Annotated in this window: 9 protein-coding genes; 1 reads left to right on the top strand and 8 read right to left on the bottom strand. The window is 63.1% G+C overall.

From position 1 onward, the window contains the following. Positions 1–61: 61 nt before the first annotated feature. Positions 62–1,486 (bottom strand): aldehyde dehydrogenase, encoded by a 1,425-nt coding sequence (aldA, locus tag PQR53_RS35900; protein WP_408464907.1) that lies wholly within the window; start codon positions 1,484–1,486, stop codon positions 62–64. Positions 1,487–1,767: 281 nt separating this feature from the next. Here aldA and PQR53_RS35905 point away from each other — a divergent pair, with 281 nt between their 5' ends. Continuing rightward, entirely contained in the window at positions 1,768–2,925 is a 1,158-nt protein-coding gene (locus tag PQR53_RS35905) for a porin (protein ID WP_408464909.1), read from the top strand. Positions 2,926–3,060: 135 nt separating this feature from the next. Here the strand turns inward: PQR53_RS35905 and PQR53_RS35910 are convergent, their stop codons facing one another. The 7 genes from PQR53_RS35910 to nirB form a co-directional block, all read right to left on the bottom strand. Then, positions 3,061–3,444 (bottom strand): ArsR/SmtB family transcription factor, encoded by a 384-nt coding sequence (locus tag PQR53_RS35910; protein WP_408464911.1) that lies wholly within the window; start codon positions 3,442–3,444, stop codon positions 3,061–3,063. Next, positions 3,428–3,889, bottom strand: a complete 462-nt coding sequence (locus tag PQR53_RS35915; protein ID WP_408464913.1) for an SRPBCC family protein — start codon at positions 3,887–3,889, stop codon at positions 3,428–3,430. The genes PQR53_RS35910 and PQR53_RS35915 overlap by 17 nt, the downstream gene beginning before the upstream one ends. 124 nt (positions 3,890–4,013) lie before the next feature. Next, on the bottom strand, positions 4,014–4,502 hold the full coding sequence (locus tag PQR53_RS35920) for an MgtC/SapB family protein (protein WP_408464915.1): 489 nt from the start codon (positions 4,500–4,502) through the stop codon (positions 4,014–4,016). 162 nt (positions 4,503–4,664) lie between these two features. Continuing rightward, positions 4,665–6,032 carry an MFS transporter gene (locus PQR53_RS35925; protein WP_408464917.1) on the bottom strand — a complete coding sequence of 456 codons (1,368 nt, stop codon included), beginning with the start codon at positions 6,030–6,032 and terminating at the stop codon, positions 4,665–4,667. A gap of 203 nt (positions 6,033–6,235) precedes the next feature. After that, positions 6,236–10,441: a bifunctional nitrate reductase/sulfite reductase flavoprotein subunit alpha gene (locus tag PQR53_RS35930; RefSeq protein WP_408464919.1), complete on the bottom strand. Its 4,206-nt coding sequence runs from the start codon at positions 10,439–10,441 to the stop codon at positions 6,236–6,238. 42 nt (positions 10,442–10,483) lie between these two features. Continuing rightward, the gene (gene nirD, locus PQR53_RS35935; RefSeq protein ID WP_179731713.1) at positions 10,484–10,837 is read right to left on the bottom strand and encodes a nitrite reductase small subunit NirD; all 354 of its coding nucleotides are present in this window, start codon (positions 10,835–10,837) and stop codon (positions 10,484–10,486) included. A 35-nt stretch (positions 10,838–10,872) separates the two neighbouring features. After that, positions 10,873–13,422, bottom strand: a complete 2,550-nt coding sequence (gene nirB, locus PQR53_RS35940; protein WP_408464921.1) for a nitrite reductase large subunit NirB — start codon at positions 13,420–13,422, stop codon at positions 10,873–10,875. Between the last annotated feature and the right edge of the window lie 71 nt (positions 13,423–13,493).

Raw genomic sequence — 13,493 nt, forward strand, 5'->3', positions numbered from 1 at the left:
TTTCAAACGAGACGCGCGCCGTCGCGATCGATCACGTGGCACGGCGCGCGCCGCTTCGGCTTCAGTACTTCATGACCACGAGACGGGTCTGCGTGAATTCGAGCATGCCGTGCTTGCCGTCGTCGCCGCCGAGGCCCGAGCGCTTCCAGCCCGCGTGGAAACCTTGATACGGATCGGCCGGCGTGCGGTTCACATACAACTCGCCTGCCTCGATGCTGTTCGCGATCTTCATCGCGCTGCGGTAGTTCTCTGTGTAGAGCACCGACGACAAACCGAACTGATGGTCATTGGCCATCTCCAGCGCTTCGTCGAGCGTGCGGTATTTGACGACCGGCATGATCGGACCAAAGGTTTCTTCCTGGATGATTTCCATGTCCTGACGGCAGTTCGACAACAAGGTAGCCGGATAGAAGAAGCCCTTGCCTTGCGGCAGCCTGCCGCCGGTTTCAAGCGTGGCGCCCGCGGCAATCGCACGCTCGACCATGCCGTGAATCGACTGGCGCGACGCTTCGTTGACGAGCGGGCCCATTAGCGACGGCTGTCCGCTGCGATCGCCGCTTTCCACCGCGCTCATGTGCTTCTTCAGCAGCGCGACGAAACGGTCATGCACGCTTTCCTGCACGTAGACGCGCTCGATCGCCGTGCAAAGCTGCCCGCAGTGCGTGGTTTTCGATGCGACCAGATCGCGCGCGGCCTTCTCCAGATCGGCATCCGCCTCGATGATGGCGGGCGTTTTGCCGCCCAGTTCGAGCGACGGCTTGGCGATGTTCGCCTTGCAGTAGTCGAGCACCTTGCGGCCCGCGCCGACGCTGCCGGTCAGCGTGATCATGCCGACCTTGGGATGCGTGCAGAGCGCTTCGGCGGTTGCATGATTCATCGCGAGAATGTTCACGACGCCAGCGGGCAGTCCGGCTTTCTCAACGGCGCGCGCGATTTCAAATGCGGACGTCGGCGTGTTGTTGCTCGGGCGCACCACCACGGTGTTGCCGGCGATCAGCGCGGGCGCCACCTTGCGCATGAAGGTGTAGACCGGGTAGTTGAACGGGATCAGGCACGCGACCACGCCGATCGGCTCGCGATGCAGCACGAGATTTTCGTCGGGCGTGTCGCTCGGGATCACTTCGCCTTCGATACGGCGCGCCCATTCGGCGTGATAGCGGGTGATCTGGCCGGCGTAAATCGCTTCATGGGTGGCGTCGGCGACGCTTTTGCCCGACTCCAGTGCGAGCGCCGCGCCGATGGCGGGCGCGCATTCGGTGAGCGCGTCAGCGAGCTTGTGCAGATACACCGCGCGCTCGGCCGAAGGCAGCTTGCGCCAGCCCTGCTGGGCGACTGCCGCGGCGTCGACCGTGGCGATTGCCTCGGCCTCGGTGGCGCCCGTGACGTGGGCGATCACGGCTTCGGTAGCCGGGTTGGTGACGGCGATGAGCTCGTCGCCTGCCACATCGATAAAACGGCCGTTAGCAAAATTCCGATCGAGTCGCATGTCATCTCCTGAACAGCGGGTGCAGTGGCACATGGCCTTTAGCGATCGCCTTCATGCCAAAGGTGCATGACCGGAATTTTTCTCCGCTGCACGGTCCCCCACAAGCGAATAATTCGCGGGACAAACATTCGAAAAAATCACGTTTATCCAGGGATGTGCCTTATACGCGATTCCCATCTCGAATAGCAGAATCCGGGCTTTGCCAAAAGCAGCGGCCTTCCGGGCCGGTTCGCCCCTCTCGAACCATTCGGACCGCTCACTACCAACATCTGGAGCTCACAATGAAAAAGAATGTCATCGCCGCCGCCGCGTTCACCGCGCTCGCCTCGCTGCCGGGTCCGTCCGCCTTCGCGCAAAGCAGCGTGACGCTGTACGGCGTGCTCGATGAAGGCATCGACTACACCAACAACGCCGGGCGCGGCGCGGTCTGGGAAATGGCGAGCGGCTATGCGCAAGGCAGCCGCTGGGGCATGACGGGTTCGGAAGATCTGGGCGGCGGCATGAAGGCGGTATTCCAGTTGGAAAACGGCTTCGACGTGAGCTCCGGGCGGCTCGGCCAGGGCGGCCGTATGTTCGGGCGCCAGGCTTATGCAGGCTTGAGCGACAGCCGGTTCGGCACCGTCACGCTTGGGCGCCAGTACGACTCGGTGGTCGACTATCTCGCGCAGACCACCGCCAACGGCAACTGGGCGGGTTACCTGTTTGCGCACCCGTACGACAACGACAACACCGACAACTCATTCCGTCTCGGCAACAGCGTGAAGTACGCAAGCCCGGAGATCGCGGGCTTCCAGTTCGGCGGCGTGTACAGCTTCAGCAACGACACGAATTTCGCCAACGACCGCGCCTATAGCTTCGGCGGCCAGTATGCGAACGGCGGCTTGCTGATCGCGGCCGCGTACCTGCAGGCGAACAATCCGGGCGCCGGGTCCACCGGAGCGATCACCGCGAACGACGCGAGCTTCATCGCCGGGCGCATGCGGGTGTTCGGCGGCGGCATCAACTACACGTTCGGTTCGGCGACCGCCGGCTTTGCCTACACCAACTCGAACTATCAGGATCCGACCGGCAATGGCTATATCGGCATTCCGCTGGCGGCGGCCGGCGTCAGATTGAACACGCTGAAGTACCAGAACTTCGAAGTGAACGGCAAATATCAGTTCACGCCGGCCTTCTTTGTGGGCGCGCAGTATGTGTACACCATGGAGAACTACGACGCGTCGACGGGCAGCGTGAAGCCGAAGATTCACTCGGTCGGTTTGATGGCGGATTACAACCTGTCGAAGCGCACGGACGTTTATGTGCAGGGCGAATATCAGAAGGTCGCGGGAGATTCGACGAATTCGATTCTCGATAACGCGTTCATCCCGGGCGTGCAGGCGCCGTCGTCGACGGGGAATCAGGTCGCCGTGCGGGTCGCGCTGCGGCATAAGTTCTGAAGCCAGGTTTGCACTTGAAGGGTTCGCGGACTGCAGCCGTGTCGGCAGTGGGTGCAGCCCGCGTGTTCAATTGTTTTTGATGTTCACGTTACGTATACATCGCGATTTCCTGGACGCTGGACAGCCACCGCAACGTCACTCCCCCTCCACCGCCGCCTTCAACCTCAGCAACGCCTGATCCCACTGCCGCGAAATCGTCTCGAGCGCGCGCCGCGCTTCTTCCAGGTGTGCCGGTTCGAACGCCCATAAGCGTTCACGGCCCAGCTTGACGTCACGCACCAGGCCCGCATTGGCGAGCACCTGCAAATGCTGGGTGACCGACTGCCGCGTCATCTCAGTGCCGGCGGTCAACTGTGCAATCGACATCGCACTGCCCGCGCACAACACGGCGATCAAACGCAGGCGCGTTTCGTCACCCAGCGCCGCAAAAATCGACGCGGAATTCCGCAGCATGGCTTCCTTCACGCGCACACGACCTGCAGGCCGCCCGGCGGTGGACCCCTTAGCCCTTTGCGACATGCTTTTCGATGTTGCCCAATTGCTCTTGCCAACCACCGCTATTCATGCGGAAGGCTTCATCGCGGCGCGCGGCGGGAATCCGGTCAAAACCCGATTCGACCACTCGCAGCAACGTGTTCGAATCGACCTCGCTCAACTCGAATACGACCAGCGTGGTGGGCTCCGATGAGTAGTCAACCGATGTATCCACCGCTGCCGGATGCCAGCGAAATGACAGATGATGTTCGGGCTCGATACGCTCGACCAGCACGTCCATCACAAGATACTCATAACCCGGATAGGTGATGTTGCCCTGGATGGATTGGCCGGCGACAAACTGTTTGCCGCTGAAATCCACGCGAAACCACGTGCCGAATTCCTCTGCGTTGGACAATGCGCGCCACACCCGCGAGCGCGGCGCCTTCAGCAGAATCTGTTTTTCGATGCGATCGGTTGACGAGTTCATATGCAGCCTCCTGACTGCATATTAGGCTCGCATGGAGCAACATGCAAGGAACTACCTGCATGTCTTGCCGCCAGCTCAGAAACCATTCACGGATCGCCGCCACACCGCAAACCGCCGCGACGCATTACTTCTCTTCCGGCTCTCGCTTCTTGAGCAGGCGCGCGCTGGACAGAATCGCCAGCGCGATCGCCACGCTGAGAATCGCGGTGGCTTCGCGCCCAAGACCGGCTGCCACACCCACGCCCGCGCTGAGCCAAAGGCTTGCGGCCGTGGTCAGGCCGCGCACTTCGCGTTCGGCACTGAGCTTGATGATGGCGCCCGCGCCGAGAAAGCCGACACCCGACACCAGGCCTTGCAGCACCCGGCTCATGTTGTCCTGCGAGAAACCGGCCTGCAGCGGCACTACCACGAAGAGCGCAGCGCCGACCGCGACCATCATGTGCGTGCGCATGCCTGCGTCACGCCGCGACATCTCGCGCTCGAATCCGAGGATGCCGCCGAGGATCAGCGCGAGGCCGAGGCGCATCAGCACCTGAGTGACCTCGGAGAGGCTGCCGAGATCGGAGAATTCTGCTTTGGCGGTTGCCCAGACGATGTGCCACCCGTTGTCCATTACATTTACCTGACATTCGGAAAAGTGCCAAGCATAGCGCGTGAACCCACCGGTCAGGCAGATGGAAGCGCAACGGAACGGAAACAAATGCAACAAGCGGCACGGCTAACGCAACAACCTTACCTCGCCGAAGTTTTCGTCACGAACCCGCGCATCACAGCCTCACTCCGTTGCGTGCGCATGCATCACGCCGGTATGCATCGACCACGCCATCCACGGACGGCGCAACGCGACGATCGCGAGGAACGCGCAAGCCGCCAACGCGCCGAAGGTCGCGAAGCCCATCTGATAGCTGCCCGTGCTTTCCTTCGCGATACCCATCACGACCGGCAGATAGAATCCGCCGATGCCGCCCGCGGCGCCGACGATCCCGGACATCAAGCCGGTGCGGCCCGCCCACCGATGCGGCACCAACTGGAAGGTCGCGCCATTGCCCAGACCAAAGGCCACGTACAGGCATAGCAGCAGCGCAATCCCGCCCACCATCGACGGCATCGCGGCAGCGAACACGAAATCGCACAGCGAAATGATCGCGAGGAGGACGGTCAGCGCGCGCACGCCGGACAGCTTGTCGGCAATCAGCCCGCCTAGCGGCCGCACCATCGCGCCGGTCGCGGCCAGCAGCGCCATGAAAAGACCCGCGTCGATCTTCGAGAGCTGATAGAGGTTGGTCAGCAGCAGCGAAACATACGACGACATGCCGACAAAACCACCGAACGTGATGCTGTACACCAGCATGATCGCCCACGTGTCGCGCTCCGCCAGCACCGAGCGATATCGCTTGGGCAGCACGGCGATCGCCAGCAGCGCGCCGATTACCGGCAACAGCAGCACACCGGTCTTGCCCGAACCGAACAGACCCGCCTCGACCAGCAGCACGAGCACGATCAAACCGACGAGCGTCACCACAAAGCTGCCGAACGCGCGCAGCGCGCTGCCCGACTTGATACCGGCATCGTTCGCCCAGAAGTAAAGCGTGAGCGCGGCAATCGCGAGCAACGGCAATGCGCCGGCGGTCGCCATTTGCCAGCCATAGTGCGTTGCCAGTTGCGGAAACAGGAAACCGTCGAGCACCGCGCCGATGTTGCCGGCAGCGGCAAGACCGAGCACCAGGCCCTGCACTTTGGGCGGATAGTTGCTGCCGGCCATCGGCAGCGCCACCGCGAAGCTCGCGCCACCCACGCCGAGAAATACGCCGAGCACCAACAGCAAGGTGTACGACGGCACGAACGGCAACAGCGGCAGCACGATCGTCGGCACCGCCGAGAGCAATACGCCCATCAACGCGATGCGCTTGCCATGCGCCGATTGATACAGGTTGCCGAGCGTCACGCGCAGGATCGCCGCCGACAGCACCGGCACGGCGACCAGCAAACCTTGCTGCGCGGGTGTCATCGCCACGCTCTTGCTGATGAATGGCGCGAGCGGCCCGTACAACACCCACACGGTGAAGCCCGTGTCGAAATAGAGGAAGCACGCCACTAGCGAGCGCCAGTCTCCACGCTTCAGGGAGCTCATCACGTTTTTCATTAGACATCCTCATATATGCTGGTTGCTCGCTTACCGGGTGCGTGGCGCTGACGCATTGCGCTGGAACTACGCACCTGAATGATCACGAGGTTGAATACCGGTCTGAACATGCAACCTCCATGCCATCCGGGTCCGACTTTTGAAGCTTTGCTGCGTACTTTTTTAAACCTTGGAAACGGTGCCTGGACCGGCCGCTCTAAAAATCAATAAACGTCGCGTACATAGCGCTTTTCTTGCGCGAGACGACTCACATAATCAGCGGCTTTTTCTTCGTTCATGCCACCGTGCCGGGCAACCACTTGCCTGAGCGTCGCGTCGACGTCTCTTGCCATCCGGCTCGCGTCGCCGCAGACGTAGAAATGCGCACCTTCTTCGAGCCACGCCCACAGTTGCGCACCGTGCTCGCGCATGCGGTCCTGCACGTAGACCTTGTCCGTTTGATCGCGCGAGAAAGCGACATCGAGCCGGGTCAGCACGCCGCTGTCGCGCAACGCTTCGAGTTCGTCGCGATAGTAGAAATCCGTGGCCGCATGCTGTTCGCCGAAGAACAGCCAGTTGCGCCCCTTGTCGCCTCTCGCACGCCGCTCGTGCAGAAAGCCGCGAAACGGTGCAACGCCGGTGCCGGGACCGACCATGATGATCGGCGTGTCGGAACCATGAGGAGGCCGGAAGTGCGCGGATTTCTGCACGAATACCGGCACATTCGCGTCGCCGGCACGGTCGGCGAGAAATGTCGACGACACGCCCTTGCGATGGCGGCGGCCGTTGCTGTAGCGAACCGCGCAAACCGTCAGATGAACTTCGCCGGGATGCGCCTTCGGGCTCGATGCAATCGAATACAAGCGCGGTTGCAGGCGCTTGAGCATGCCGGTCAATTCGGTAGCCGTCAGCTTCACCGGAAATTCGTGCAGCACGTCGGCGAGCTGCTGGCCCCACAACCATTGCTTGAGGTCGGCTTTGCGTTCCGCCGAAAGTAGATCGCGCAGTGCGCCGTTGCGGGTACGCGCGGCAATGAACGCGAGCGCGTCAGGGCTGGGACGAGCGATCTCGTAGTGCGTGCCGAGCGCCTCGGCGAGGCGCATGTCGCCGGCGCCGGGCACGTTTACCGCGGCGTCGGCGCTCACGCCGCTCAGGCTGATCAATTCGTCGACCAGTTCGGGACAATTGGAGGGCCATACGCCCAGTGCATCGCCGGCTTCGTATTCGAGGCCTGAGTCGGCCGTGCTCAACGAGAAGTAGCGCGTATCCTTCGCGGCGCCCTGCTTGTTCAACCGCAGGTTCGTGACGAGCCGCGAGGCGGCCGGACGCGTTTTGGTGGGCACCGCGCCTGGCACCACGGCGTTGATCATGCCGCCCGCGGGTACCGCGTGCAGCGCCGCATCTTCTTCGTTGATGCGCGCGATGATGCGGTCGAGCCACGCGTCCGCGCTTGCCTCATACTCGCTGTCACAGTCGACGCGCTCCATCAGACGCAACGCACCCTGAGCCGCGAGACGTTCGTCGAGCCGGCGGCCGTGACCGCAGAACTGATCGTAGTTGCGGTCGCCCAACGCGAGCACCGCATAGCGCAGGCCGTCGAGGCGAGGCGCCGCGTCGCCGGCCAGTTGGGACCAGAAATTTTGCGCGTTATCAGGCGGATCGCCGTCGCCGAACGTGCTCGACATCAGCAGCACGTATTGCGCTTTGGCGAGCGCCAAGGCCTGATAGTCCGCCATGCATGAGGTGCGGATTTCAAAGCCCGACTCCATCAGACGTGTGGCATAGCGTTCAGTGAGCGATTCGGTATTGCCGGTTTGCGAGGCCCATAACAAGGTCACTTTGGGCCGCGCGCGCACGATGCGCACGCCGGCCGCCTGCGCCGCGGCGGACTGCGGCGGCGCCGCTATCGAACCTGCTGGCGCGGCCGCACGTGTCCCACTGCGGCTATACAGTCCGGCCAACAGACCATCCACGTACAAACTGCGCGCCGGATCAAACGGCGCGCCGGCCGGCAGGGCCGGCACGCTGTCGATGCCCAGTGCTTCAGAAGAACGCAGGCCGCTCACGAACCCGGCGAGGTACACGCGCTCGGCGTCCGTGAATGACGGTGCGGGTGTCTGCGCGAGCTGCAACAGACTCGTCAGTGCATCGATGCGGGGCATTTCCAGTTCCTCGGACTTCGTCGATATCGCGCGCGCCGGCGTGGCGGCAGTTACCCCAGCGCACGCATCGCCGAACGATGCGTCGCCGGCATTCGCAACCGGCGCGAGGGCTTCGAGCGCGACCCGGCTCAGCGCGACCGCGCAGAACTTGAGTTCCGGTTGCTGCGAGACCGGGTCGATCGCATCGCTCGTCACGGCGTTGATGCACAGGTCGTCGCCGAACACGTCGTTCCAGTGCATCGGCGCGAAACAGTTGCCGGCTTGCACGCGCTCCGTAACGACCGCCGGCAAGACGGCACGTCCGCGGCGCGAACGGATCTCGACGGGGTCTTTTGCCTTGATGCCGAGCGTGGCGGCGTCTTCGGGATGAATCTCGACGAACGGGCCAGGGTTGAGCTTGTTGAGCATCGCCACCTTGCCGGTCTTGGTCATGGTGTGCCATTGATGCTGCAAGCGGCCCGTGTTCAGCACGATCGGAAATTCCCGGTCGGGCAATTCGGCCGGGGCCGCAAAGGCACGCGCGAAGAACATCGCTTTGCCGCTTGCCGTCGGAAACACGAGCCGCGGACGGCTGCCGTCCAGCCGTTCCTTCAGCGTCTGGCTGACGCCGTCGTTGAGGTAGCGAACCGGATTGCGATCCGCGCAGTCAGCGGCGGCAAGCGGCCATTGCAGCGGCGTGTCCTTCAGCCGGCGATGGCTCGCGCCGCGCAGGTCGTAGCCTGTTTTCGGATTCGATGCACGGGTGATCTCCGCGAAAACTTCCGCGGCGCTCGCATAAGTGAACGCAGCGGCGAACCCCATTTCGCACGCGACGCGCGCGATGATCTGCCAGTCCGGCAACGCAGCGCCCGGCGGCTCGATGCCCTTTTGCATCAGCGTCAGGTTGCGCTCGGAGTTGATCATCACGCCTTCGGCTTCGGCCCACAACGCACCGGGCAATAGCACGTCGGCGTAACGGTTGGTCTCGGTGTCGAGGAAGGCGTCCTGCGAAATCACGAGTTCCGCGGCGCGCAAACCGGCGATCGCGTTCTGACGGTTCGCGACGCTCGCCACCGGATTGGTGCAGATGATCCAGCACGCCTTGATCTCACCCGCGGCCATGCGGGCAAACATATCGATCGTGCCGTTACCCACCTCGGGCTTGAGCGTGCCGCTCGGAATACCCCACAGGTCTTCGATAAACGCGCGGTCTTCTTCGACCAGCACCGAACGCTGTCCCGGCAAACCGGGCCCCATGTAGCCCATTTCACGGCCGCCCATCGCGTTGGGCTGGCCGGTCAACGAGAATGGCCCGCTGCCGCGGCGGCAGATCTTGCCCGTCGCCAGATGCAGATTGCAGATCGCGTTGGTGTGCCACGTGCCGTGCGTGCTTTGGTTCAGGCCCATGGTCCAGCAGCTGAGCCACTCCGGCGCGGCGCCGATCATTCGCGCGGCCTCACGGATGTCCGCGACGGCGAGGCCCGTGATTTCCGACACGTTCTCCGGCGTGTAGTCCGCGAGAAAAGCGGGCATCGCGTCCCAGCCCTCAGTCGCCTCGGCGATAAAAGACGCCTCCGTATGGCCGTTTTCGTGCAACAGATGCAGCAAACCGTTCAGCAGCGCCAGATCGGTGCCGGGCTTGATCTGCATGAAGAGATCGGCCTTCTCGGCGGTCGTGTTGCGGCGCGGATCCACCACGATCAGTTTCGCCCCGGCCTTCACGCGATCCATCATCCGCAGAAACAGGATCGGGTGACAGTCCGCCATATTCGCGCCAATCACGAAGAACAGGTCGGCATGATCGATATCTTCGTACGATCCTGGCGGGCCGTCCGCGCCGAGCGAGAGCTTGTAGCCACTCCCCGCGCTCGCCATGCACAGACGCGAATTCGATTCGATGTTGTTGGTGCCGACAAAACCCTTGGCGAGCTTGTTGACGAGGTACTGCGCCTCGATCGACATCTGGCCCGACACGTAGAACGACAACGCGTCCGGTCCGTGTTCGTCGAGCAGGCCGCGCAACCGCGTCGCCATGGCGCTGATCGCTTGCGCCATCGGCAGTGGCACGGGATCCTGATCACGGGCGTGACGCACGAACGCGCTTTCGAGACGCCCCGACTTGCGCAATGCGACATGCGCCGACTGCCCCTTCGTGCAGAGCCGTCCGAAATTCGCCGGATGCTCCTTGTCGCCGGAAATCTTCGCGACCTGGCCGTCCTCGACGTGCAGCACCATGCCGCAACCAACGCCGCAGTAGGGGCACACAGTCTTTACGTTATGGGAGGACATGGCTGATGGCATCGTGGGAAGAAGTTGCAAGCAATCGGTCGATCAAACCGCGACCCACACCTGGCCGTTTTCCACTCGTGCGGCGAACGCGCTGACGGAATACGCCGGTGTTTCGAGGCACTCGCCCGTGCGTAAATCGAAGTGATGCTTGTAGATCGGCGAAGCGACCACGAGGCGCTCGCCGAGACTGCCGATCAATCCGCGCGAGAGGACCGCCGCGTGCGAGCCCGGATCGTAGTTTTCGATCGCGTACACGGCGCCGTCCGCGCTGCCGTCGTTCACATGAAAGACGGCCACCTGTTCACCGTTGACGAGCGCGCACACGCCCGTGTTGGGGACGATCTCGTCGAGCGGGCAAATCGGCGTCCAGGCAAGCGGAAGACGGTCAAGGTTCATGGCGCAAGTCCTCGATGAATGAGGTTGAAAAAAAATCAAACGGTTTCGACCACCACGGGAATCGCAGCGAGTTTCGATTGCCGCTCCGTGAGCGTCGCGGGCCGGATCTGGCCGCGTTCCTCGACGAATCTGACGTTGCTGTCCGGCTCACCGCTGTTGACGAAGTGACGAAAGCGCTTGCGCGTCTCAGGATCGGTGACGGCCTTTTTCCATTCGCATTCGTAGGTCTCGACCACGTGCTGCATTTCCACCTCGAGCTCGGCGGCCACGCCGAGGCGATCGTTGACGACCACGTCGATCAGATAGTCGAGTCCGCCTTCGAGGTTCTCGCGCCACACGCTGGTGCGTTGCAAGCGGTCCGCGGTGCGCACGTAGAACATCAGGAAACGGTCGATGTAGCGCACCAGCGTGGCCTTATCGAGGTCCGAGGCGAGCAGTTCGGCGTGCCGCGGCTTCATGCCGCCGTTGCCGCATACGTAGAGATTCCAGCCCTTCTCCGTCGCGATGATGCCGACGTCCTTGCCCTGCGCTTCCGCGCATTCGCGCGTGCAGCCGGAGACGCCGAACTTGATCTTGTGCGGTGTGCGCAGGCCCTTGTAGCGGTTCTCGATTTCGCCCGCGAGGCCCACCGAATCGCCGACGCCATAGCGGCACCACGTCGAGCCGACACACGACTTCACCGTGCGCAGGGACTTGCCGTACGCATGGCCGGATTCGAAACCCGCGGCGATCAGTTCTTCCCAGATGAGCGGCAATTGTTCCACGCGCGCGCCGAACAGATCGACCCGCTGCCCGCCGGTGATCTTCGTATAGAGGCCGTATTTCTTCGCAACCTGGCCGACTGCGATCAGACCGTCGGGCGTCACTTCTCCCCCTGCCATGCGCGGCACGACCGAATAGGTGCCGTCGCGCTGGATGTTGGCGAGGTAGTAGTCGTTGGTGTCCTGCAGCGAGGCGTGCTCTTTCTTCAGCACGAATTCATTCCAGCACGACGCGAGGATGCTCGCCACGAGCGGTTTGCAGATATCGCAGCCAAGACCGTGTCCGTGCTTCGTCAGCAATGCGCCGAAGCTGCGCACGCCCTCCACGCGCACGAGGTGATACAGCTCCTGGCGCGAATACGGGAAGTGTTCGCAGACATGGTTGTTGACGGCCATGCCCTGCTTCTTCATCTCGGCCTTCATGATCTGGGTGACGAGCGGGACGCAGCCGCCGCACGAAGTGCCCGCGCCGGTCGCGCATTTCAACGCGCCGATGTCGGTCGAGCCCGCGCGGACGGCGCCGCACAGGTCGCCCTTCGAGACGTTGTTGCATGAGCAGATTTGCGCGCCGGCAGGCAATGCGTCGACCCCGAGCGCGGGCTTTGCCTGACCGTCGGACGACGGCAGGATCAGGAACTCAGGCGAAGCCGGTAACTCGATACGGTTGAGCATCATCTGCTGCAGCGTGCCGTATTCGCTCGCGTCGCCGACCATCACGCTGCCGAGCAGATACTTGCCGCACTCGGACACCACCAGCTTCTTGTAGACCTGCTTGCGCTCGTCGCTAAACTGATAGGCGCGGCTGCCCGGCGTATAGCCATGCGCGTCGCCGATGCTCGCCACGTCCACGCCCATCAGCTTCAACTTCGTGCTCATATCGGCGCCTGTGAATTCCGCCGAATTACCAAGCAGTTGCTTCGCCACGGCGCGTGCCATGTCATAACCCGGCGCGACAAGGCCGAACAATTGACCGTTCCATAGCGCGCATTCGCCGATTGCATAGATGTGCGGATCGCTGGTGCGGCATGCGTTGTCGATCACGATGCCGCCGCGTGCGCCGAGCGTCAGGCCGCTTGCGCGCGCGAGGTCGTCGCGCGGACGAATCCCCGCGGAAAACACGATCATGTCAGTGTCGAGGAAGCTGCCGTCGGCGAATTGCATGCGGTGCGTACCGTTCTCACCGTCGACGATCGCTGTTGTGTTCTTTTGCGTATGCACCGTCACGCCGAGTTCTTCGATCTTGCTGCGCAGCACGCGAGCGCCGCCGTCATCGACTTGCACAGCCATCAGGCGCGGCGCGAATTCGACCACATGCGTTTGCAGGCCCATGTCGCGCAACGCCTTCGCGCATTCGAGACCGAGCAAACCGCCGCCGACCACCGTGCCGGTCTTCGAGCGAGTGCCGCATTCCTGCATCGCTTCGAGGTCGTCGATGGTGCGGTAGACGAAACAGTCGGCCCGCTCGCGCCCTTGCACGGGCGGCACGAACGGATACGAGCCGGTCGCGAACACGAGCTTGTCGTAGGGCAGCTCGTCGTGCGTCTGGCCCGTCGACACCGTCACGGTGCGCGCCTCGCGATCGATCGAGACGGCCTTCGCGTTCAGCATCAGCCGCACGTTCTGGCGCTCGAAGAAGCCCGGTTCGACCAGCGACAGATCGTCCGCGGTCTTGCCCGAAAAGAATTCGGACAGATGCACGCGGTCGTAGGCGGGCCGCGATTCTTCGCACAGCACCGTGATGTCGAGGCCGTGCGCGGCGTCTTGTGCGAGGCACTCGACCAGTTTGTGGCCGACCATCCCGTGACCGATAACGATGATTCTCATGAGCGCGGCTTCCTCGATGTGCTGGGCTGGAATCGCTGCGGCTTGAGTTGCAACTCAACTGCGGGCTAGCT

It is taken from the genome of Paraburkholderia fungorum (assembly GCF_046027605.1).
Classification (GTDB): domain Bacteria; phylum Pseudomonadota; class Gammaproteobacteria; order Burkholderiales; family Burkholderiaceae; genus Paraburkholderia; species Paraburkholderia fungorum_F.